The following is a 23,018-nucleotide window of genomic DNA, read 5'->3' as shown; positions in this document are numbered from 1 at the left end:
GACGGAGGTACGTAATGAGCCGCAAAATACGAATTGGTTTAATTTATGGAGGGAAATCCGGTGAGCATGACGTGTCTTTGCAAACAGCATTGGCAGTTATGAAAGCTGTGGACTTCACGAAATATGAGATAACACCGTTTTATATATCCAAAAAAGGTGAGTGGAGAAGCGGAACGCCGCTTTTGGGTCCTGCTGAGTCCAAGGAAGCGCTGACCTTCAGTACGGACGATGCTGGTGCTCCAGCTTCCAACGCACTGTCCCCAATTTTCGGCGGTATTCAAACGAAGGGTGACGTAGCTGTTTCTTCTATTACAACCGCTGGAGCGGAGGATCTCGGATTAGATGTCGTATTCCCGCTTTTACATGGAACGTTCGGGGAAGATGGAACGATTCAAGGACTTTTGGAAATGGCGAATATCCCCTATGTAGGTGCTGGTGTACTGGCTTCTGCTGTCGGCATGGATAAAGTCATGATGAAGAAGGTTTTCGCGCAGGAAGGACTTCCACAGTGCATTTTCCGTCATTTTACTCGTACCGAGTGGGAAAAGAACCGCGATTACMACCTCATGGAGCTGGAAACAGCGATTGGTTACCCATGTTTCGTGAAGCCGGCTAACTTAGGCTCAAGCGTTGGGATTTCCAAAGCGAGAAATCAAGAAGAGCTGATCGCGGCCGTTGCTTTTGCTTTCCAATACGATCGCAAAGTGATTATTGAAGAGAATATCGATGCCCGTGAAATCGAAGTTGCCGTTCTGGGGAATGATGAGCCTATCGCTTCTGTCGTAGGTGAGATCGTATCTTCGAACGAATTCTACGATTATAAAGCCAAATATTTGGACGGTAAATCAGCGATGATTATTCCTGCCGAGATTTCGCAAGAGATATCGGATGAAGTCAGAGCGCTGGCGATTCGTGCGTTCTTGGCGGTGGATGGCAGCGGGTTGTCACGTGTGGACTTTTTCCTAGGCAAAATCGATCAGAAAATCTATATCAATGAAATCAATACGATGCCTGGCTTCACCCCATTCAGCATGTACCCATTGCTATGGCAAGAGACAGGTAAACCTTATAAAGAGCTGCTGGATGATCTCATTCGTTTGGCGCTTGAGCGCCATGCAGCTAAACAAAATATCCAATATTCTTTCGATGCGGAGTAGATAAGCCATGGGATTTCAAACGGAATTCAATTCAGTTTGTAAGTTTAAGTCCGAGCAAGAGCTCTACGAGCTGCTGGAGTATGGCCGCGGCAAAATGGTAAAAAGCGGCTTCCGCGTTTTCCCGACAGGCCAGAAGGTTATCGCGTACACGCCTGAGAACCAAGCGATCGCCATCGTGCGCATCGTTGCCTCCATCGCGGAAATCAATTTCCAAGGTGACGAGGTTACACAAGTGGAAATGGAGCTAATCCGGCGGTTAACCGAGGAAGAAGCTCGCATTCAGACCTCGCTTGCGTTCGAAATGTTTTTCGGAGAGCAAGCTTAAAGAAGCACCGACCTTTCGAGGGTCGGTGTTTTTTGTATGTTAGGGCCTTTGGTCAAGCGATGCTTATTTCATATGGCCTGCTGATGTGTGGCATGCTGGTTGCAAGTTGAGATGGGAATGTGTAGAAGTAGGTGTATGTTTTGCTGAGTTAGAAAAGAAGTAATCGGGTAGGAATTTCGTGGAATTATCCTGTCGCCTGATAAATAGATGGATTTTTTACAGTTAATAATCTAGATTTTCCGAATAAAAACAGAATAGATGGACAACCTCCAGTTAATTTTAACCATTTTACCCGATCTGAACAAAAAAGGCAGTTTTACCTACATATTTTACAGTTAATTCGAGTGTTCGAAGAAATCCCTTCAAAATAGCTGTACTTTTTCCAGTTAATTATATTTGCGAATCGCTTGAGCCTTTTCTGGTATGTACACCTTTTCGCAAGGGTAATCTAATACAATCCATTTGCAAACGAACCTGGAGGTTAACCGAACATGCTTATTCGCCTAGGATACGTAGCCATGTCCACTGTGGTAAAGAATGCTTCCCCGTCCAAGACGATGACGGCAACAAACTTCAGCAAGCTGCTCGATCGCGAGGCAGCTATTCGCAAGCTGCAGCGCATCGGCGCTGAGAACTTACATAATACGCTCCGTCTGCTCAAACATAATCGTGCTCATGATATCATGGTGTTCAGATTTTCCTCACGCTTCATTCCGCTGATTGGTCACGAGATGCTGGGTGATTGGGATCCGATCCCTGCCTTATCGGCAGAATTTGAGGAACTTGGCAGCTACGCCAAGCAGAATAACATGCGCGTCAGCTTCCATCCCGATCACTTCACCGTGCTCAGTACCGCGAGAAAGGATGTGCTCCAGAAATCGGTCGAAGATTTGGAGCGTCACTCCGCCATGCTAAACGCCATGGGGCTTGGGATGGAAGCGATGTGCAACATTCATGTTGGCGGTTCCTATGGGGATAAAAGTAAATCCGCGAAGCGATTTGTCCAAAACTTCACCGCCATGCGTATTCCGATTCAACGACGAATCACGCTCGAAAATGACGACAAAACCTTCAATGCTCTAGAGACGCTCGAGATTGCTGAGGAAGTCGGTGCTCCAATGGTTCTGGATGTGCATCATCATACAGTCAACAACAATGGCGAAGACGCAGTCGAGCTGTGGCCGCGCATTCAAGAAACCTGGCTAACGCGTGCGCGCTTGCATCTAGATGAGGCATCATCCTCACTCCCACCCAAAATTCACGTTTCCAGTCCCAAAGGCGAAACAGAACCAAGAAGTCATGCCGACTATGTGGAGGTAGGGCCTTTATACAATTTTCTGAAAGCTATAGCCCCCATCACACCGAAACTGGATATTATGATCGAAGCGAAGATGAAGGATAGCGCACTTTTCAAGCTCATGGAGGACCTCAAGGAACAAGAAGGCGTCACAGCCCTCGATGAAGCGTCGCTACAGCTCTAAATCCCATATTTTTCTTGAATTGTTGGACAAAATGGGGTACTTTGGAAGGTAGATCTAATGACTAACCATGCCATTGTGAGAGGGGCTTCTACGAACCATGAGTCAATTGTTAAACGGAAAAAATATACTTGTAATGGGTGTTGCTAATGACCGCAGTATCGCTTGGGCCATTGCACAATCTTTAGCCGCACAAGGCGCTAATTTGGTGTTCACGTTCGAAAACGAGCGCGTTGAGGAACGCGTACGCAAGCTTGCCGATACGATCCCAGGCTCCACGTTGATGCCTTGTAACGTAACCGTAGATGCAGAAATCGATACTTTGGCTTCTGCACTCAAAGAGAAGTTCGGAGTCGTGCATGGACTTGTTCATAGTATTGCTTTTGCCAAAACAGAAGAGTTGGACGGGCTGTTCGTGGACACATCACGCGATGGTTTCGCGCTTGCGCATGACATCAGTGCTTACTCCCTAGTAGCCGTATCCAAACGCATTTACCCGCTGATGACCGAAGGCGGAAGCATCATGACGATGACGTACCTTGGCGCAGAGCGCGCTATGAAGAACTACAACGTGATGGGCGTTGCCAAAGCTGCGCTTGAAGCTAGCGTTCGTTACCTCGCGGCAGATCTTGGCCAATTCGGTATTCGCGTTAACGGAATCTCGGCAGGTCCGATCCGTACGTTGGCTGCCAAAGGCATCAAGGATTTCAACTCCATCCTGCGTCAAGTCGAAGAGAAAGCTCCACTTCGCAAAACAACAGATACAGCTGAAGTTGGTGATACGGCGATGTTCCTTATGAGCAATTTGTCCCGTGGAATCACAGGCGAAGTTATTTATGTAGACGGCGGATACCACATCGTTGGTATATAAAAGGTTTTATTTTCATAGATAAAAGAAGATAGAAAACCGTACGGCTTTGGTGCCGATACGGTTTTTTTATATGAATTTCCGTGCCAATGTGAAAATGTACGAATAAATTAGGATGAAACGCACTAGTATTAGAAACGTATAATTTACTATACTTAACGTAATATCTAAATTAATGAAAAGAAAGAGTTGATATATATGGTAAATGGTGGCGCGGAAACATTCGTTGTTGGTAGCAAAAGTTTTACAGCTGTAGCCATTAATACGGCAGCTAAGGCAGGTCAGTGGATCAAAACCAAGCTTGGAGATATTAATCATGTGGGGACGAAGTACTCTGCACAGGATTTGGTGACAGAGGTCGATAAAGGTTCCGAGAAGTTGATTCGTAATTTGATTATGACGCATTTCCCTAACCATTCCATCCTTGGGGAGGAAGGCGTAGAGCCAGGACCCGAGGCGTCAGCCAAAGCACTGCAAGAAATGAGCGATGAAGAGTATCTCTGGATCGTGGATCCAATTGATGGCACGACGAACTTCGTTCATGGATTCCCATTCTTCTCCGTGTCGATTGCATTAGCGCATAAAGGTGAAGTCATCGTAGGCGTTGTATATGACCCATCACGCGACGAATTATTCGTTGCTGAGAAGGGGAAAGGCGCTTACATGCATGGCAAAAAGACAGAGGTCTCCGAAGAGGAGACGCTGCTTACCAGTTTAATCGCTACTGGATTCCCAGCTGACCGTGATGGAGCGTTGCCTATTAATATGAAAGGCGTTCAGGCGCTTTCGCCGAAAGTTCGTAACATCCGTGTGGCAGGCTCCGCTGCGCTGCATTTGGCCTATGTGGCTGCTGGGCGTCTTAGCGGCTTTTGGGAAATCGGACTCAATGCTTGGGACATTGCAGCAGGTGCCTTGCTCATTACAGAGTCAGGCGGCCGTGTGACGGATACGGAAGGCAAGCCTTATCATTTGGGCGTTCGTAACGTGATGGCAACGAATGGACGTATTCACGAGGAGCTCCAAAACGAGCTCGCAGTAGCTGAAGCGACAGGATATGTGAAGTGAAAAAAACCTCTTGCAGGTCGTTCCCTGAGGGATGACCCAGCAAGAGGTTTTTTCCTCTATTTGGAACGGAGGCAGCCCGTCGTAAAAGTCTGGTGAAATCCGTTGAAATCCTCTATAATATGAGATATCTCATTTATTTAAACGTTTCAATTAACGGGACACGCGAGTCGTGATCGGAATGGATGGAGTGCTTCTATGTCGGTAAATACAGGATCAGGACCAGATATTATTACGTTTGGAGAAACAATGGCACTACTCATGCCTTCAGGTGGTAAGGGCTTAGAGTACTCATCGGAGCTGCATAGCCTGTTTGGCGGTGCAGAGAGCAATGTGGCGATCGGCATTTCACGTCTTGGCGGTCAGGTAGGTTGGTTCGGCAGACTGGGTAAGGACCCGTTAGGTCGTATGATTTTCAAAAAAATCCGTGGTGAAGGTGTCGATGTTTCCCGTGCGGAATTGACTCCCGATGCGCCAACAGGACTCATGATGCGTGAAGTTCTCATGGGCAAAACGTCCGTTTACTACTATCGCAAAAACTCAGCAGCAAGTCAGATGAGCCCGAAACATTTGGATGAGGCATACATCGCTGGGGCCAAAATATTGCATATTACCGGTATCACACCGGCACTTAGTGAGTCGTGCAGAGAGGCAGCTTTTGAAGCTGTTCGCTTGGCTCGTAAGCATGGCGTGAAGGTTAGCTTTGATCCGAATTTGCGCTTGAAGCTGTGGAGCATCGAAGAGGCGCGTCCTGTGCTGCTGGAGCTGGCGAAATTGGCGGATATTTTCCTGCCAGGCTTGGATGAGCTGAAGTTGCTGTACCAAACCGAAGACTGGGATGTCATCGTGAGCAAGCTGCGCGAATTGTCGGCGGTGTCCATTGTCAAAGGTGGAGAAGATGTGACGTATGTCGTGACGGCGGATACGATTACAACCGTGCCTTACTTCAAAGCAGAGCAAGTCGTTGATACCGTGGGTGCGGGCGATGGGTTTTGTGCGGGCTTTTTGGTGGGCGTGCTGAAAGCGTACGAGTACCCTGAGGCAGTTCGCATCGGGAATTTGGTGGGTTCCATGATCGTGCAGACGGAAGGCGACTGGGAAGGCGCTCCGACGTGGGAGCAAGTGGAAGCGGTACTTAATAACATTAAACATATTGAACGTTAATTGTTTGAAAGACGTTATGAAACATAACTCATATTAGGCTTACACATAGAAGGGAAGATGACCAGTGAAGAAACTTCAATTACTTCAGCAAATTACAAATGAGGGCGTAGTTGCCGTCCTACGCGGAGATACACCAGAAGAAGTCGTCGAAATGGCGGATCAAGCGATCGCCGGCGGTATCAAAGTCATCGAAGTCACGATGACCGTGCCTTTCGCGCTGCGCGCGATCGAGGAGCTTGCGAAGCGCTACTCGAGCACAGCGAAGGACGCGTCCAAGTACGCGATTATCGGGGTGGGCACAGCCCTTGACCCCGAAACGGCGCGTGCCGCGATCCTTAGCGGGGCCGAGTTCGTTGTCGGCCCGTCTTTGAACCCAAGCACGGTTACCCTGTGTAACCGGTATCGTGTGCCGATCATGCCAGGGTGCATGACCATTGCGGATATCCAAGCCGCGCTTGAGCTTGGCGTGGACATCGTGAAGCTATTCCCGGGTAATCTGTACTCCCCGGCGATGATTAAGGCCATTAAAGGTCCGCTGCCACAGGCGAACATTATGCCTACTGGCGGGGTTTCGCTGAGCAACCTCGGCGAATGGATCCAGGCCGGCGCAGTTGCCGTCGGCATCGGCTCCGATTTGACCAGCGAAGCGGTCAAAACAGGAAACTACAGCCTTGTTGCGAAGAAGGCTGCTCAATATATCGAGGCCTACCAAGCGGCCAAGAAGTAGGCATTTGCATGCGCTCCGTCGAAATTAGGACGGAGCGTATTTTTTTGTGCGGAAATGGAGGCAGGGCAGATGGAGCATAGCGGTCAGGCTAGATTATTGCTCAGTGTGAGCAATTTGGAGGCGTCGATAGCTTTTTATAGGAGCCAGCTAGGCTGGGAGTTGCTTGAGCGGGACGAGGGGTGCTGTGCGGCATTGCTGCACATTGGTGATACAGCAGATGAGGCTGTTCTGGTCGTGAAGGGATATGAAGCAAGTGGGGTTCTGAAACGTTGGTTAAGAGCGAATTACAGCGCAGCACAAGCTGGAAGCCTTGTTTACATCGGTGTAGCTTCTGTAACTGACGTGGAGTCGAAATTGCTCGCCAGAGGCTATCAGCAGGCTATAGGGAGTCAGGAATCAGAGCATATTCGTGAACGCCATGTTCCGACCATTGATGGGTATACACTGGTCTACTGGGAAGAGCTATTCCCATCCCATATCGAGATTATGAAGATGTATGAAGCGGGCGTGGAAGAGTTACATCAAGCGATCGACGGCTTATCCGATGCACAGCTTAACTTACGTGAAGTACACGACAAGTGGTCGATTCGTGAGCATGTGCTGCATCTGATCGATTTGGAGCTGATCGCCCTGCATAAAGTAAAATTTGCACTTGCGGAGCCGGGGCGGATGTATACGGGGAATGCGTTTCAACCAGATGATTGGCATCGGGGACTCCACTATGCACAGAGGCCAATCGCTGCCGAAGTCCTGCTATTTGGAGCGGCAAGGCAGCATGTTATTGGGCTGTGCAAGTATCTTCCAGACGCATTAGACCGCACCATACGAACGACGAGTCGGGAAGAATCCGTTGCCCAATTGCTGAAAATGATGGCTGGACATGCCAAGCATCATTTGCGTGCTATCGAGCGAATTTGTGAGCTGCATGGGGTTCGTAGGTAAGGGATACATGCTCAGGGAACTGCCTGCCGCCTAATTCAGCTATAGTAAATCTTTCTATATGTGCCCTATCCCAACTTATGGTAAGTTGGATACAACAAGAAAGTTACCCAAGAAGGCAGTAGGGAGTCGATTAAGTGATTAAGCATCTAAAGGATTGGATTGTAGAGGCGGATATAGCAAGTATGCAAGCGGCCTTGGAGACAGGCTCAGTAACCTCGGAGGAGCTTGTTCGTGTATATCTAGAGCGAATTAACAAGTATGATTCTACAATTAATTCAATCTTAGAAATCAATCCCGACGCGATTCAAATCGCAAAGGACTTAGATCAAGAACGCAAGGAATCAGGGAGCCGAGGGAACTTGCACGGGATACCGATTCTTCTAAAAGATAACATCGATACACACGATAATATGCATACAAGTGCTGGCTCGATTGCGCTGGCGGATTCGTATGCGGCTAAGGATTCATTTGTAGCCGCGAAGCTGCGAGCGGCAGGTGCCGTTTTGATGGGAAAAACGAATATGTCGGAATGGTCGAATTTTATGTCTAGCTCCATGCCTGCAGGATATAGTTCACGCGGCGGGCAAGTGCTTAACCCTTATGGTCCCGGGGAAATGTTCGTGAGCGGGTCTAGCTCAGGTTCGGCGGCTGCAGTAGCTGCAAATCTAGGTGCTGCTTCGATAGGAACAGAGACAGCAGGTTCTATTGTTGGACCGGCAAGTCAGGATTATGTCGTGGGGATCAAGCCTACTGTTGGTCTAGTGAGCCGTGCGGGTATTATTCCGATTTCAAGCAGCCAGGATACCCCTGGGCCAATAGCGAGGACAGTGAAGGATGCTGTTATTTTGTTAGGGACATTAACGGGTTCTGATAGCGAGGACCAGGCTACGTTAGCGAGCAGTAAAGTGACATTACAAGACTACACACCGTTTTTGGATGCGAGTTTTGTGCGACAGGCCAGAATCGGTATACCGCGGCATTACTATCAACATTTGGACAAGGAAAGACTAGCCATTATGGAAGCCGCTATTGCAACCCTAACCATGGAAGGCGCAACAATCGTAGATCCGGTTAGCTTACACGTGGAACAGCAAAACTGGAACAATGACGCCATCACGTATGAATTTAAAAAAGGCTTGAATGCCTATTTATCGCAACTGGCTAAAGACATACCTGTTCACTCTTTGGAAGAGCTGATTGCGTATAACAACAACCATGCAGAGGCTGCTCTGCAATTCGGGCAGGACACACTCGTTCGCTCACAAGAAACGACCTTGACGGAGGAAACCTATCTACAGAAGATACAAGCATATAGGGAACTGCCTCTCCAGCAAGGAATCGACTATGCACTGGATAGGGACGACTTGGATGCGCTCTTGCTCCCAGGAGATGTGGATGGCCTGTATATCGCGGCGCGATTGGGCTACCCGTTGATTTCGGTTCCGGCCGGATATGCCGAAGAGGGAGTTATCGACGCGCGTGGGCAATCGACCAAGGGGCCTTTTGGTGTTGTTTTTTCAGGCAGAGCCTTCAGTGAGCCTACTTTGATCAAAATAGCCTACGGCTTCGAGCAAGCTACCCATCACCGTGTTCCGCCTGATTTAGGATAAGAAGAATGTGAGAGAGCAACATGTTTAGCTTAAAAATACAACAACAGATCTATCCAATAGTGGTACGAAAGTTTCAGGGAGAGTTTAGTCGGAAAAACCAACTAACTCGGAGGAAGCGTAGGGAAGATTCCGAAGCTCTCGCGCATTATTAGCCAAACACAAAGAACCCGAAGACCGTATTTCCTTAGAAATAGGTCGAACGGGCTCTTTGTGTTGGTCCCTCTAACGTGTGGGAGGAGAGGGGGAAATTCTAACTACTTGTTTTCCGCATCATACTCGCTGGCGAATTCGGCCAGGGCTTTCACCTTACCATGTGGTGGATGTTGAGCTTGTTTACGACCCTTCCATGCAGCTTCTTGGCGGCGCTTCGAGTGGCTCATAGCTGAAAACCTCCTGTGGCATGCGGATGGTGTTGCACTAATAAAATGCGATAGATGACTATATTTTATGCAACCATTACACTTGCTTTTACGAAAAAACTCCACCAGACCAATGAAGGTCTGGTGGAGTTGTGTGCAACGATACTATTCTGTAGCAACGGATTGGTCAGCTTGCATGTTGACCGGGGAGATCCGGATGAAGTTAGCTTCTAGATTGCTTAGCAAACCTTCGATTTTCGCTGCGGCTTCGGATTGACCGGAGTTCGCAAGCTCAGCGTGGTATGCCGTGAGCAATTCAGTTAGATCTTTTTTACTTTGAAGGCCAATAGGCTCAAGTTTAACTTTAGCGCCTTTAGCGATACGACGTTCAATAGCTGCTTGATCAAGACCCATTTCTGGCACTAGACGTTGGTAGATAACCCCACCTGTCATACCTGCACAGATCCATGGACCTGGATCGCCCATAACAACGGCACGGCCGTTTGTCATGTACTCGAACGCGAAGCCTTTGAGGTTCGCACGAGCGGCTAGACCACCAAGCTCATCTTGTAGAGGTGTTGTGATCTCGCCGCCGAATACAACGTCAGCACCGGAGAAACGGATACATGCACGAGTATCTGCGCTGCCTTGAATCAAGAACAAACCTTTTTGAGCGCCGTAACCGAATGATTTACCAACGCTACCATTGATGAAGGTATTGTTTTTGCCAAGTGATTTCACGATAGCTACTTTACCACCGAAGGCCATTTTACCAAGACCGTCTTCAGCACCGCCGTGTACAGTAATGTCTACGCCACGCGCGTTGAATGCGGCAAGACCGTTACCTGGAACGGAACCATCGATCAAGTTAAGTGCAACAGATGGAAGCTCATCGTAGCTGCCATTGAAACGGTCTCTTACGCGATGGCTGGAATAACGAGTTCCAAGGATACGGGACTCGGCATCCACTTTGGACCAGTTGCGAACGACAGGACCATCGAACGAAACGGAATCTGGGAAGAATTCCAAGCCTTCTGCACCAGCCGCGATACGGATATCGGACGAAACTGCTGCTTCTTCAAGTGCTCTTGTCTCTTCAGAGATGAACTGAAGTGGAGCTGGGCGAAGAATGTCGGACAGATCAATACGCTCGATGTGGCTGATTTGTTCCAAAAGATCAGAACGGCCAACAAGTTCTTGTAGGCTTTTGAAACCAAGGGAAGCAACGACTTCACGTACTTCTTCACCCATCGAACCGAACAAACGAACTAAGCTGTCTACAGCTAGATCGAATTGACGCGGTACGAAACGGCGAAGACCTTTTTCTTCGGCTTCTTCCATGGAATCGATTTGTGTTGCGATACCAACGTGACAAGTGTCCAGGTGACAACCGCGACATGTTGTACAACCGATGGATTGCATAGCGATACTACCAAATCCTGCACGGTTCGCACCTAGCATAACCATTTTAACAACGTCAGCGCCTGATTTCAGACCGCCATCGGACCATAGCTCAACGCGGTGACGAAGACCAGCTTCAATCAAAGCAACGTGAGCAAGCTTCGTACCAATCTCCGTAGGAAGACCAACGTGCGTCAAGGAGTGAATACGAGCCGCACCAGTACCGCCGTCGAAACCAGAAAGCGTAATAACGTCAGCGCCAGCTTTAGCAACACCAACCGCAATCGTACCGATACCAGGAACAACTGGAATTTTTACGATGATTTTGGCTTTACGACCGCTGCCTTCTTTAAGCTCGGAAATGATTTGCGCCAAATCCTCGATGGAGTAGATATCGTGGTTATTGGACGGCGAGATCAAATCTGAACCGATTGTAGCGTTACGAGCTTCAGCGATTTTCGCTGTAACTTTGGAACCTGGTAAGTGACCGCCTTCACCTGGCTTTGCCCCTTGACCGATTTTGATCTCAAGGAAAGCTACTGCGTTAGCAAGCTCAATGTTAACACCGAAACGTCCGGAAGCGACTTGCGCTCCGCGCGTTCTTTTGTAACGGCCAAGCATATCTTTAATCTCTCCGCCCTCGCCGTTCATGGTAACCATGTTCAGACGTTCGCCGGCTTCAGCGTAGGCACGGAAAGCTGTTTCATTTTGTGAACCGAAGGACATCGAAGAGATCAACATCGGCAAGGAATGACCGCCAATGGAAATATCAACTTGCGACGGATCGAGTGGTTGACGGCCATCGCTGATTGCTTTGAAGCCCGCAATGTGACGAATGGAAATCGGGTTCTTCTTCTCTTCTTCACGCAGTTTGTCGCGGTAGTCGCTGTAAGGAGCAGCTCCTGATGCAGCATCGCCTAGCGCTTTCCACATACGTTGGAAGAAACGGAAGTTTTTCGCTGCTTTCGCTTTCGGATTGATGAAATCTGTGTAACGAGCTTCAGCTTCAGCTTCAAGCTGAGCAAAGCCAGTACCTGCTTTTTCACTACCAAGGTAGTTCACGATATCCAGCACCTCGGAAACTTCCGGATGGAAGCCGATGGAGGAGAAGAAACGTGTATACCCGCGAAGCTCATGAGTACCGATAGTTGAAATGACTTTTTCAAGTCCTTTCGTAAGTGCCGCGTATACTTTACGCGCTGCTGCTGCGTTGCCTTCTTTGTCAGAAGCAGTCGAGAACAGCAAGTAAGGTGAGATCACGTCTGCACCAAGACCACAAGCTACCGCGATATCATGCAGACTGCGAATAGCAGCTGAACGAAGGATCAATGTAACTTGACGGCGCAGGTTGTTGCCGAAACCGAGTTTCTCTGCACGAAGTGCGATATCGATTTTGGAAACAGCAAGGTGCGGATCAAGCCACAAGCGGTCGTTTTGGTGAGCTTCTGCATCGTCCAAGACGAGAAGTACAGAGCCATTGCGAGCTGCAGAGATTGCATCTGCTGCAAGTTGGTTCAAGCCGTCTTTCAGCGAAGTTCCTCTAGCGAAAGTTGTGGAAAGAACAGCTACTTTGTTATCGCCTTGTGCACGGAATTGTGCGAGCAATTGCTCGAATGATGGCTGAGATAGGTTTTCTTCGCTGCCTACACCGTTCGTTCCTTCAAGAACAAGAGGAGCAAGAAGTTCAAGACGAAGGTTGCTATCCACCTGTGCAAATACCGGAAGACGAGCTCCTGCAATAACACGTGTAGAGAAATGCTCCATTTCACGGTCACGGTCAATAGCCGGATTCGTTACTACAGCAACACTTTCTTTAATGAAGTCAGGCACGTTCTGGCGTTCCCACGCAAGAGCGGCATGAGGGGAATCATGACCCAATGAACGAATTGGCTCAGCGCCTGTTTCGGACATGGATTCAATGTGTGAAATACCGTCGCGGTCCCAACCAAATGCACTATACACTTGATCAGTTGTAACAATATTCTCATTAAGCTCAGCTTCGGTATTCGTTTGAGCAGGGTTCAAATAGGAGCGAAGACCGCCAATATTTACACGCTTGCTTACACGCTCATACACGAGGGTTTGAACTTCATGATATGGAATCACTTGAATGTGCTCGCCTGGTGTTAGAACAACACCGACTTTCTCACCTGGTGCGATCGGCTTCGGATCAGCAACCATTTCGCCAACCGTAATAACACCTTGCTCCGATGAGAAGTACAGGGACGTATCACTTTCAACCATCCAAACAGGACGAAGACCTAACGCATCTACGCTGAAAATACACTCGTTACCGTAACGGGAAACGATACCTGCTGGACCTTGTGCAAAGTGGCCCCATACTTGACGGTAGTACACATAAAGATCTTGAAGTTCCGGACGGAACTGTTTCATCTCATTAATAATAGGAGGGAACACCATTTCCATCGCTTCGAAAAGGGACAATCCAAAACGGTGAATGAACGTTTCAATCGTTCTGTTCATGTCTTGGGAGTCAGACCCGCCGCTTACAAGCGGAACGCCAACCATGTCAGCTTCAAGACGAAGTTTCTTCACCGTGTTAATTTCGCCGTTATGTCCAAGAAGGGAGAACGGTTGAACGCGGAAGAAGCTGGACAATGTGTTCGTGGAATAACGGTTATGACCAATCGTTACTTGGGACGCAAATAAAGGATCACGCAAGTCGTTAAAATATTTAGGTAGGATGCTAGCTGCACCTAGTACTTTGTAGGCAGATGTTACATTGCTAAGTGTAGCAACATGCACGTTGTAACGATCTTCAATCGCAATATGCAGTTCATAAAGGTGATCGGCAACTTGACCTTCGGTCTTATTGCTGATGGCTGCAATTTGCCAGAACGTAGGCTCATCGAGCAAACCATTAGCGCCTAAGGAGCCGCTATCAACTAGGTTTTCTTGCTCTAGAATAATGGATACATCATGGGAGGCAAATAGCTCACGAATGCCGTTTTGAATCTCAGTAACAGTCAAATCCAACTTGCGTGGAACAAAGATATGTCCAACAGAAAAACGGTTGTCATAAGCAAGTTTGCTGTCCAGACCCGCATCTGTTAACTTCTTTTCCCAAAGCGCACGTGGAATATCTGTTAGAATACCGCAACCATCGCCTTCACCATTGATAAATCCAGAACGATGTTCCATTTTTACAAGGGCATCAATCGTCTTTTGGATGTTATCGCGGGAAGGATGACCATTCTTCTCAATAATACAAATAATACCGCAGCTGTCGTGTTCGGTTCCTAGTAGATCTTGAAAACGGCCTTCATTACGCATAATTTCATTCATTGCTCTGGTCAGTCGCCTGACCGTCACCCCCCATACAAAATTAAACTCCTCTTGCTTTCGCTTCTTGCATTCTGGCACCGATGAAACTGCTAGCTATCGCATTTCCTAAGGAAAATCCACATTGTGGCTCAAATCCGAAATATGCATAATCATGTATAAAGATGCAATATAACTGAATATCATACCAATTTACAGGAGGTATAACTCTTGCAAATTGGCATAAATCGACACGTAGTAAAGTAAGGCACCACACACAAAAATCCGCATAGTATTTGTAAATCATGCCCTAACTTTCTAGGAAAATACTGTGAAACCGAGCGATTTCTCTAAAAGGGTAAAAGTAATCTTAGAATAGCATGAAAAAGTTCATCCGACAATACTTGCAGACGCAAATCACAAATGTAAGCGTTATCTTTTCTGTATATTGGTGAATAAAAGTATAATTCTAACAACTCATGTAAGGGTATAAAGACGAACGAACTATAATCCATACAGGATCATAGTTCGTTTTTGGGACAATCAGCGTGTTTTCATTATTTGGAAAGCTTGGTCTGCAGCCTCGAGCGTTTGAGCAATATCAGCCTCTGTGTGGGCAATGGTCATGAACCAAGCTTCGTATTTGGAAGGGGCTAAGTTAATGCCTTGCTCCAACATAAGTCGGAAGAAATCAGCGAAGCGTTCGCCATCGGTATCTTGCGCTTCCTCATAATTGGTGATCGGATGATCACAAAAATGAGTAGAGAAGGCGCCGCCGATGCGGTTCAGCGTCAAGGCAATGCCATGGCGGGCGGCGGATTCGGAGATGCCATTCGCTAGTGTTGCACCAAGCTGCTCAAGCTTGGTGTAAACCCCCGGCTGCTGGAGCACCTCCAAGCAGGCGATACCGGCGGAGATGGAGGCGGGATTTCCCGCCATCGTGCCGGCTTGATACGCAGGTCCGAGCGGCGCGACCTGCTCCATCACTTCCTTGCGGCCCCCGTAGGCCCCGATCGGCAGCCCGCCGCCGATCACTTTGCCGAGGGCCGTCAGGTCCGGTTCGACTGCGGCGAAGCGCGCCGCCGTCGCGGGGCCTCCCTCTAGAATAGGGAGGCCATCATAGGTCTGTGCCGTTCCGTAATGGAATCGGAACGCTGTGATGACCTCGTCGTAGATGACGAGGGCGCCGTGCTTGCGAGCAGCAGCGCAGAGCTGCTCGAGGTAACCGGCATGGGGCATGACCATGCCGAAGTTGCCGACGATGGGCTCGACCATCACCGCGGCAATGTCTTCACCCCAGCGCGCAAGCGCGGCCTCTAGTGCCGGGATGTCGTTGAACGGCACGGTGATGACCTCTTGCGCGATGCTTGCCGGCACGCCTGCGCTGTCCGGCGTGCCTAGCGTGGACGGCCCGGAACCGGCCGCAACCAGCACAAGATCCGAGTGGCCGTGGTAGCAGCCGGCAAACTTAATGATCTTGGTGCGCTTCGTGAACGCGCGCGCCACGCGAATCGTCGTCATCACGGCCTCGGTGCCGGAGTTGACGAAACGCACTTTGTCGAGCGAGGGAATCGCCGACTTCAGCATTTTGGCGAACTCGATCTCGAGTTCGGTTGGGGTGCCGTACAGCGTGCCGTTCTGTGCGGCGCGGATAATCGCTTCGGTCACGTGCGGATGCGCGTGACCGGTAATGATCGGGCCATAGGCGGCGAGGTAGTCAATGAAGCGATTCCCGTCTACGTCCCAGAAGTGTGCGCCTTGCGCACGCTTCATGAAAACGGGGGCGCCGCCGCCAACGGCTTTGAATGAGCGGGAAGGGGAATTGACCCCGCCGACGATGTGTTTCAGTGCTTCTTGATAGAGGAGTTCGGATTGCTTGCGTTCCATGACGATATCATTCCTTTATATGTAGTAGTGGTTGAATTTTTTAAATAGCGGCTTGCGTCAAGCTAAGGGGAACGAGAGGACGCATCGCCCATCGCGACCATCGGCCCCGTCGCACCATCGAGACCCCTCACACCAATTCGGCCAGCTAACAAATTACGAATGACAAAATTCCATTTTTGTCATTAACGATAATTTTCATTAGCTATACACCGCCCCAGCGAGCAGGTTCGTAATGACGGAATCTGAGATGGGATCGGAGAGCCTTGGGTCTTGGCGATTCGTATTCGGGCAGCTAACAAATTACGAATGACAAAATTCCATTTTTGTCATTAACGATAATATTCTAAAGCTATATACCACCCTAGTGAGCAGCTTTGAAGTAACGGAATCTGGCCATAAGGCATTCGTTCCACTCGGTGCGAATGCTCGCTCATACAAAAAATAAGAGTGGATACCCACTCTTATTATCCGTGTTTCATGCTATGCTCTCACATGTTCCTATTTTACCGTTTTCCCAGCAACCTTCGGCGTTGGAGAAGGTGACGGCTTGGTTGGTCCTGTATCAGCTTCAGCTATACCCGCAAAAAGGTCTTTCATATACTTTTGAAGCTTCAGCTTATCCGCTGTAATGACAGAGGCGCCGCGGATTGTTTTCTCCATCAGTAAGTCTGATGGGGGAAGCTGTGAAGTGATGATACCGTCAGCTTTGGCTTCATAACCAAGGCTTCCAAGCTTGAGCATGTCCGTAACGCTAAGATTCGTATCAATATACGGATCGATTGCATTTAGAATGCGCGGGAGCTTGATCAGCGATGAAGTGGATTGCATTTTAGCCGCAACAGCTGTCAGGAACTTTCTTTGTCTCTCCGTTCGGGAGAAGTCGGACAAGGCATCATGGCGGAAGCGCACATATTGCAGGGCTGTTTTGCCATCCAGATGCTGCTGCCCCTTTTTCAAATTAATGTCGTACACATGGTCATCTTCGGAGTCGGAATATTTCATATCCTTCTCCACATCAATATCAATTCCGCCAACCGCATCGATCAATGCGATGAAACCTTTGAAGTCGGTGTACACGTAATATTGAACGGGAATGCCAAGCAAATCGCTAACGGTTTTCATGGCCAAATTAGGACCGCCAGTCGTAATCGCTGTATTAATCCGATCTTCGCCTTCGCCGGGGATTTTCACGTAGGTGTCCCGCAGAATCGAGAATAGATGAGCCTTCTTCGTGACCGGATCGAGGGAGGCTAGCATAATACTGTCTGATCTTGGCAACTCATTCTTCACCATGCCACGAGAATCGCCGCCTAACAGCAAAATGTTCACCCGCTGCTTGCTTTCCCATTTCGGTGGTGTGTATTTATCTCCATCCTTCAACACGCTGCTCGGGATTAAGCTTGTGCTTCCACTACCTTTTCCATCACTATTGTCTGATTTATGAGAGATATTATTAGCGAAGCTGTAGAAGGCGTAAGAATAATAGCCGGCGACCACCAAAAGCAGCATGACGATCAGGAGCATGGTCCGTTTGAAGATTTTCATACTATGTAAGCTCCTCTCCAAGGTAAAATGCAGCGATATTTAAAGGCAAATAAGATACCTGTTAATCTGTACTTTTTTTTCTTACAGAATTGGGGTATTATGAGCTTGTTGTACGGTTGTATGAAACATCATTATGATCCATATTATAGATGCTACGAAACTTCGATAGCAAGTTGTGACGAATGTTGCCGTAATCTGTAACCGAGACGACGAAGTCAGGGGGGAAGACGCATGTTAGCCATAGATGTTCAAATGCTGCGCAAAGAATTTCAAGTTCAGCAAAGCCGCGGTGGCCTCAAGGGGGCCATGCAAGATTTATTCAAACGTGAGTATAAGCAAATTACAGCTGTGAAGGACATAAGCTTTCAGATTCCTAAAGGTGAAATTTGTGGATATATCGGTGAAAATGGTGCTGGGAAATCGACGACGATCAAAATGTTGACGGGTATTCTCGTACCTACGTCCGGTCACATCAAAGTGAATGGCTATGTGCCTTTCAAAGAGCGGGAGAAATTCGTCGCTGGGATCGGTGTTGTTTTTGGTCAGCGCAGCCAGCTCTGGTGGGATATTGGTGTTGTTGAGTCGTTCCAGCTGTTGAAAAAGGTGTACCGTGTGTCCGAAGCCGATTACAAAAAACGCCTCGACGAGCTCGTCGATCGTTTGCAGCTGTCGGATCTTCTATCACGACCTGTCCGTAAGCTGAGCTTAGGTCAGCGGATGCGCTGTGAATTAGCGGCTTCCTTGCTGCATAATCCTGAAATTTTATTTCTGGATGAGCCAACCATCGGCCTCGACATTGTTGTAAAAACAGAGATCCGCGAGTTTCTGAAATCACTCAATCAGCGATACGAGACGACAATTCTGCTGACAACGCATGATTTGCAGGACATCGAAGCATTATGCTCCCGTGTTATTATGCTAGATGACGGCCGAATTATTTATGATGGCGGTCTGGAAGAGCTGAAAGCCAGATGGGGCAAAGGAAAAGAAGTTGTGCTGCAGTTCGAGCATCCAACAACGTTAGCACGACTTCAAGAGTTGACTCTTGGCTTGGATGTAGCTTGGCAGCTTGAGAATGAGCTATCCGCCAAGGTGTTCATTCCTTATGAAAGAGCGAATATCTCTGATGTGTTAAGCCGGGTCGTTGGCGTGCTGCAAATCCAAGATATCAAGATTAATGAAACGAATACGGATGATATTGTCCGTGAAATTTATAAATCAGGCTCGGCCGAAGTGAAACGTTTGGAGATTGATCAGCCAGAGGGAGTTACGATCCATGCATAAAGCTTATATAGAAGTTATACGCATGCGATTTCTCATGATGCTCGCTTATCGGGTGAATTATTACAGCGGGATCCTGATCTATGCGCTTAATATTGGCTCGTACTATTTCGTATATAAAGCAATTTATGGCGATCAAGCTGTCATCGGTGGTCTTACCCTCGGTCAAATGACAACCTATGTGGCGATTTCCTGGATGGGCCGTGCTTTTTACTTCAATAACTTAGATCGTGAAATTGCGAACGAGATTCGGGACGGCAGCGTAGCGATTCAATTCATCCGGCCTTACAATTATATTTTTGTGAAAATGATGCAAGGCTTAGGTGAAGGTGTATTCCGTCTTCTGCTTTTCACGACACCTGGCATGATCCTGATCTGGCTTCTGCTTCCGATTCAGTTCCCAACAGATCCAAGCTTGTGGGTCATCTACTTAGTGATGTTGTTCTTCAGCTTTCTGATTAATACGCAGTTGAATATCATTACGGGTTTGTTTGCCTTTTTCCTCGAAAATAATGAAGGCCTTATGCGCATGAAGCGCGTAGCGGTGGACCTTTTTTCAGGGCTCATTATTCCGATTTCATTCTTCCCAGGATGGTCCAAGTCCATTCTGGAGTGGCTGCCCTTTCAGGCGATCACTTATCTACCCAGCGCAGTGTTTACCGGTAAAATAACGGGCAACGCGATACTCCAAAACTTTGGCGTACAAGTACTCTGGTTCCTGCTCCTTATTATTCCGATCTATGTGCTGTGGGTAAAATCCAAAACACGTCTATTCGTACAGGGAGGGTAACGCATGTTCTATATCACCCTCGTTTTCGATTATTTCAAAAACTACATGAAAACAAGGCTCACCTACCGATCCGATTTTTGGATTGAAGTGCTGTCCGACTTGTTGTTCAATGGGTTGAATCTATTCTTCATTCTTGTCGTCTTTCTGCAAACGCAATCGTTAGGCGGCTGGAATCAAGAACAAATTTTGTTCATCTACGGTTATTTTATGATCCCATATGGCATATTTATTTCCTTTTTTAATCTGTGGGGCTTTAGCGAGCGCTACATTGTCAAAGGGGAAATGGATCGTATCCTAACGCGGCCGGCATATAATCTATGGCAGCTTATGCTCGAAAATCTCGATCCTGCTTCCATGTTCAGTGCATTGGCAGGTTTGGTCGTTATGATCTACTCCTGGGTGCAGTTGGATCTGCCGTTCCACTGGCATGATCCGCTGATCTTCATCGTCATGGTGGTAGGCTCGATCCTTATTTATGCAGGAGTATACATCTCACTGACCTCCTTAGCCTTCTTCTCCGACGCGCCAACAGGCATCTTGCCATTGATTTGGAACATTCAGAACTATGGTCGTTATCCAGCGACGATTTACAATAAGCTGCTCAGAAGTATTCTGACATGGATACTACCGTTTGCTTTTGTTGGCTTTTATCCAGCCGCCTATTTCATTGATCCAGACAACTGGAAGTGGTTCGCTTTGCTAACCCCTGTGGTTGGTATTGCGTTCAGTGCGCTGGGCATCACAGTGTGGAACATTGGCGTGAAGCGCTATCGCGGTGCAGGTTCATAGCTCTAATCATAAGGCCGTCCTACAAGGTAAATAACCTTGCGGGACGGCCTTATATCATTTAGCTGGCAGAAACTTTGAAAAAACATCATTCACTATCCAAAATTGTTTCGGAAGGAGATTCTACGCTTGGGAGCGACTGCTCAATAGACGCGGTCGAAATTCGCCGTTTCGGCGCCTTCTTCGCCTTCGAGCAAGTCAAATCATACTTGCGGCCATTGGCTCTGCCGAATCGGACGATTTTGCGGATGATGGTTTGATCCGCGAGCTTGGTGAAGGGACAGGGATCAGGTCGCGTGTTCACCTCGAGGATCCATGGCTTTAGCTGTTGATCGACGGCGATATCGATGCCGAGTTCATTCATGGAGGGAAAGGAGCGGCTTATTTKACCTGCGGTTAGGTAGGATATTCTTTCCATCTCGCGAGTAAGAATAGACGTTGCTTGGACACCGAATCGGGGTGCCAAGAGGTCATGAGGACTGTAGATCGTGCCCCCTTGACTGCCATTGGTGACAGCTTTCTGTGGGTGAGCGACCCTGGCTGCCGTCCCCGTACATTCCCATTTCCCCGAGGGGTTTCGCTGAATCATGACACGAAAGTCATAGGGATTGCCCTCATGCGTCAGCACGTGAATACCTTTCTGGATGAGATAGCGCTTGGTGCCGCAGCGGTGCCCCAGGGACTGGTACAACTTTTCAAATGTCGGAAAACGGTAAATGTTCACCCCGCTTTGATAGCGATAGACTCCTCCTCGTTTCTCAACGCGCATAACGCCTATCCCAAGGGAACCGATGTCGGGTTTAACATAGAGCATACCGTGCTGGGTGAGCATGGCAGATAGTCTACTGCGACCAAAAGGATGCGTAATAGGCACATGCTTGCGCAGTTTTACATTGCGAAGCATGACGCGTGTTTTGATCCATTTGCTTGAAACGGCCTTTAGTGAACTTGTCATGGTGACGATCCTCTCTAACCGAGTTTGGCGTTTCATTATTTCAATATGATATGAGCGACACTGGAGGCGGGTGAACAGGGAAATGATTTAGGCCATTAGGAAAAAAGAACGATGGGCGAGAAGGGCGCATAGAATATGTAGTCAGGTGGAATTTGGGCTACAGGTGCAGTTAGCTGAGAGGAGGAGCCGCACGTCTATGCGCATAAAGGAAGTTATACAAAAGATGAAGCGGCAATTTCCTTGGTTGCTGCCAGGACACGATCAGGAAGAGCTTGCTGAACTACCGCTAGTGTCAGCCGGCTTGTTGGAATCCTATTACTACATTGATACGAATCCATGTCTGCAGGTTGAGGAAATGAATCGGTATCAAACGTCAGGAACAAGTTCGAAGCGGCGGAAGACGATTTTTTACTCCCAATCAGATGAAGAAGCTTATCTGCGAATTAAACTGGACGTTTTCCGAACTATTCTGGAAGGCGCACGTTATCGGACTGCGATGGCAGACATGGGTACGGGGCACGCGGAGGCAACGGCCGTCGAGGTATTTCGCGAGCTCGGCATGGAGGTGGAATCGGTATCCTTTCGGCTTCCGATCGAGGGGCATATTGAGCGGCTTCAAAGCTTTAGACCCGAGGTGCTGTATACGATGCCGTCCATTTTGGATCGGATTATGCAAGCGTCGGAGAATCCTGCGGGCTATGGCATCCAGCATGTCATTCTAGTTGGGGAGATTGCTTCGCCGGGATGGAGACAACGCACGGCTGAAAGACTGGGGATAACCGAAACGCATATCACCGATACTTACGGATCGATCGAAATAGGGACCATTGCCTACTTTTCACACGATTATGGTAGGTATTTGTTTGTGGAGGGCATCATGGCAGAGGGGATCAAAGCAGAGCTGCTAGAAGGCGATTTGGAGCCGCTGCCGGATGAGTTGGAGCAAGTTCTGGTCCTCACCTCAACTGTAAGGGACGCATTCCCTGCACTGCGTTATGTCACCTACGATGTTGTGCGTGATTTGAAAGTCATTGATGTCGAAGGCGTTCCCACGCAGAGCTTTCAGAGCATTGTAAAGCGAATAGGCCCCGACTTAAAACATGGGGAGAAAATTAGTATCTATGACATCGAGGATGTCGTCTATCGTCATCTGCGTGAAGCCAGCGTTCGTGTACAGGTTAGTGGCAATGCATTGACTGTTTATGTCTTCAGTGCACTGGCAACACCAGCCATTCTGAGCAGCATTCGTGCGGATGTGGAAAGCTGCATTCCAGCTATCGGCATGATGATTCAGGCGAAGCTTTTGGATGGTATCCAAGTTATCGGGGGCACCTATGAGGATTCACAGAACCGCACCTCCGTAAAAAATAAAAAGATTTTTTACACGTAAAGGAGGGGA

The 23,018-nt window shown here is 48.3% G+C and carries 18 protein-coding genes; 13 read left to right on the top strand and 5 right to left on the bottom strand.

Annotated elements, in window-relative coordinates; translation table 11 throughout:
* The first annotated feature begins 14 nt into the window (after positions 1–14).
* The 9 genes from AB4114_RS24265 (at position 15) to AB4114_RS24225 (ending at position 9,333) form a co-directional block, all read left to right on the top strand.
* On the top strand, positions 15–1,157 hold the full coding sequence (locus AB4114_RS24265) for a D-alanine--D-alanine ligase (RefSeq protein WP_441990761.1): 1,143 nt from the start codon (positions 15–17) through the stop codon (positions 1,155–1,157).
* 7 nt (positions 1,158–1,164) lie between these two features.
* Positions 1,165–1,482 (top strand): hypothetical protein, encoded by a 318-nt coding sequence (locus AB4114_RS24260; protein ID WP_441990760.1) that lies wholly within the window; start codon positions 1,165–1,167, stop codon positions 1,480–1,482.
* A 491-nt stretch (positions 1,483–1,973) separates the two neighbouring features.
* Entirely contained in the window at positions 1,974–2,963 is a 990-nt protein-coding gene (gene uvsE, locus AB4114_RS24255; RefSeq protein ID WP_441990759.1) for a UV DNA damage repair endonuclease UvsE, read from the top strand.
* Between the two features lie 97 nt (positions 2,964–3,060).
* The gene (gene fabI / locus AB4114_RS24250; RefSeq protein ID WP_028555353.1) at positions 3,061–3,831 is read left to right on the top strand and encodes an enoyl-ACP reductase FabI; all 771 of its coding nucleotides are present in this window, start codon (positions 3,061–3,063) and stop codon (positions 3,829–3,831) included.
* Between the two features lie 195 nt (positions 3,832–4,026).
* On the top strand, positions 4,027–4,893 hold the full coding sequence (locus AB4114_RS24245) for an inositol monophosphatase family protein (protein ID WP_441990758.1): 867 nt from the start codon (positions 4,027–4,029) through the stop codon (positions 4,891–4,893).
* 195 nt (positions 4,894–5,088) lie between these two features.
* Complete coding sequence (locus AB4114_RS24240; RefSeq protein WP_441990757.1) at positions 5,089–6,054, top strand: sugar kinase; 966 nt, start codon at positions 5,089–5,091, stop codon at positions 6,052–6,054.
* A gap of 64 nt (positions 6,055–6,118) precedes the next feature.
* Positions 6,119–6,781, top strand: a complete 663-nt coding sequence (locus tag AB4114_RS24235) for a bifunctional 2-keto-4-hydroxyglutarate aldolase/2-keto-3-deoxy-6-phosphogluconate aldolase (RefSeq protein WP_056617588.1) — start codon at positions 6,119–6,121, stop codon at positions 6,779–6,781.
* 69 nt (positions 6,782–6,850) lie between these two features.
* Positions 6,851–7,723: a DinB family protein gene (locus AB4114_RS24230; protein WP_441990756.1), complete on the top strand. Its 873-nt coding sequence runs from the start codon at positions 6,851–6,853 to the stop codon at positions 7,721–7,723.
* Positions 7,724–7,857: 134 nt separating this feature from the next.
* Positions 7,858–9,333 (top strand): amidase family protein, encoded by a 1,476-nt coding sequence (locus AB4114_RS24225; RefSeq protein WP_441990755.1) that lies wholly within the window; start codon positions 7,858–7,860, stop codon positions 9,331–9,333.
* A 254-nt stretch (positions 9,334–9,587) separates the two neighbouring features.
* On the opposite strand, the gene AB4114_RS24220 is transcribed toward AB4114_RS24225, so the two are convergent.
* The 4 genes from AB4114_RS24220 to AB4114_RS24205 all read right to left on the bottom strand — a co-directional run bounded on the left by AB4114_RS24220 (position 9,588) and on the right by AB4114_RS24205 (position 17,807).
* A complete protein-coding gene (locus AB4114_RS24220) occupies positions 9,588–9,713 on the bottom strand; it encodes a DUF6254 family protein (RefSeq protein ID WP_235549887.1) in 126 nt (41 codons plus the stop codon).
* Positions 9,714–9,857: 144 nt separating this feature from the next.
* Positions 9,858–14,399, bottom strand: a complete 4,542-nt coding sequence (locus tag AB4114_RS24215) for a glutamate synthase-related protein (RefSeq protein ID WP_441990754.1) — start codon at positions 14,397–14,399, stop codon at positions 9,858–9,860.
* Positions 14,400–14,918: 519 nt separating this feature from the next.
* The gene (locus tag AB4114_RS24210; protein ID WP_441990753.1) at positions 14,919–16,262 is read right to left on the bottom strand and encodes a glutamate-1-semialdehyde 2,1-aminomutase; all 1,344 of its coding nucleotides are present in this window, start codon (positions 16,260–16,262) and stop codon (positions 14,919–14,921) included.
* Positions 16,263–16,760: 498 nt separating this feature from the next.
* The gene (locus AB4114_RS24205) at positions 16,761–17,807 is read right to left on the bottom strand and encodes an LCP family protein (protein ID WP_441990752.1); all 1,047 of its coding nucleotides are present in this window, start codon (positions 17,805–17,807) and stop codon (positions 16,761–16,763) included.
* Between the two features lie 231 nt (positions 17,808–18,038).
* Here AB4114_RS24205 and AB4114_RS24200 point away from each other — a divergent pair, with 231 nt between their 5' ends.
* Genes AB4114_RS24200 through AB4114_RS24190 form a run of 3 tightly spaced genes read left to right on the top strand, consistent with a single transcriptional unit; the run spans position 18,039 to position 20,667 of the window.
* A complete protein-coding gene (locus AB4114_RS24200) occupies positions 18,039–19,091 on the top strand; it encodes an ABC transporter ATP-binding protein (RefSeq protein WP_441990751.1) in 1,053 nt (350 codons plus the stop codon).
* On the top strand, positions 19,084–19,878 hold the full coding sequence (locus tag AB4114_RS24195; RefSeq protein ID WP_068671557.1) for an ABC transporter permease: 795 nt from the start codon (positions 19,084–19,086) through the stop codon (positions 19,876–19,878). Before AB4114_RS24200 ends, AB4114_RS24195 begins: the two co-directional genes overlap by 8 nt.
* A gap of 3 nt (positions 19,879–19,881) precedes the next feature.
* Positions 19,882–20,667 carry an ABC transporter permease gene (locus AB4114_RS24190; RefSeq protein ID WP_441990750.1) on the top strand — a complete coding sequence of 262 codons (786 nt, stop codon included), beginning with the start codon at positions 19,882–19,884 and terminating at the stop codon, positions 20,665–20,667.
* An 85-nt stretch (positions 20,668–20,752) separates the two neighbouring features.
* Here AB4114_RS24190 and AB4114_RS24185 read toward each other — a convergent pair whose 3' ends face one another.
* Entirely contained in the window at positions 20,753–21,619 is an 867-nt protein-coding gene (locus AB4114_RS24185; RefSeq protein ID WP_441990749.1) for a YheC/YheD family protein, read from the bottom strand.
* Between the two features lie 223 nt (positions 21,620–21,842).
* On the opposite strand from AB4114_RS24185, the gene AB4114_RS24180 reads away from it, so the two are divergent.
* Positions 21,843–23,009 carry an AMP-binding protein gene (locus tag AB4114_RS24180; RefSeq protein ID WP_441990748.1) on the top strand — a complete coding sequence of 389 codons (1,167 nt, stop codon included), beginning with the start codon at positions 21,843–21,845 and terminating at the stop codon, positions 23,007–23,009.
* Positions 23,010–23,018: the final 9 nt, after the last annotated feature.

Source organism: Paenibacillus sp. 2RAB27 (assembly GCF_052115445.1).
In the GTDB taxonomy this organism is placed as follows: Bacteria; Bacillota; Bacilli; order Paenibacillales; family NBRC-103111; genus Paenibacillus_E.
This window is presented reverse-complemented; position numbering and strand designations above follow the sequence as displayed.

Coding starts and splice junctions, on each gene's coding strand:
- AB4114_RS24260 (WP_441990760.1), top strand. CDS start 1,165: ATGGGATTTCAAACGGAATTCAATTCAGTTTGTAAGTTTAAGTCCGAG.
- uvsE (WP_441990759.1), top strand. CDS start 1,974: ATGCTTATTCGCCTAGGATACGTAGCCATGTCCACTGTGGTAAAGAAT.
- fabI (WP_028555353.1), top strand. CDS start 3,061: ATGAGTCAATTGTTAAACGGAAAAAATATACTTGTAATGGGTGTTGCT.
- AB4114_RS24245 (WP_441990758.1), top strand. CDS start 4,027: ATGGTAAATGGTGGCGCGGAAACATTCGTTGTTGGTAGCAAAAGTTTT.
- AB4114_RS24240 (WP_441990757.1), top strand. CDS start 5,089: ATGTCGGTAAATACAGGATCAGGACCAGATATTATTACGTTTGGAGAA.
- AB4114_RS24230 (WP_441990756.1), top strand. CDS start 6,851: ATGGAGCATAGCGGTCAGGCTAGATTATTGCTCAGTGTGAGCAATTTG.
- AB4114_RS24220 (WP_235549887.1), bottom strand. CDS start 9,713: ATGAGCCACTCGAAGCGCCGCCAAGAAGCTGCATGGAAGGGTCGTAAA.
- AB4114_RS24215 (WP_441990754.1), bottom strand. CDS start 14,399: ATGAATGAAATTATGCGTAATGAAGGCCGTTTTCAAGATCTACTAGGA.
- AB4114_RS24210 (WP_441990753.1), bottom strand. CDS start 16,262: ATGGAACGCAAGCAATCCGAACTCCTCTATCAAGAAGCACTGAAACAC.
- AB4114_RS24205 (WP_441990752.1), bottom strand. CDS start 17,807: ATGAAAATCTTCAAACGGACCATGCTCCTGATCGTCATGCTGCTTTTG.
- AB4114_RS24200 (WP_441990751.1), top strand. CDS start 18,039: ATGTTAGCCATAGATGTTCAAATGCTGCGCAAAGAATTTCAAGTTCAG.
- AB4114_RS24195 (WP_068671557.1), top strand. CDS start 19,084: ATGCATAAAGCTTATATAGAAGTTATACGCATGCGATTTCTCATGATG.
- AB4114_RS24190 (WP_441990750.1), top strand. CDS start 19,882: ATGTTCTATATCACCCTCGTTTTCGATTATTTCAAAAACTACATGAAA.
- AB4114_RS24180 (WP_441990748.1), top strand. CDS start 21,843: ATGAAGCGGCAATTTCCTTGGTTGCTGCCAGGACACGATCAGGAAGAG.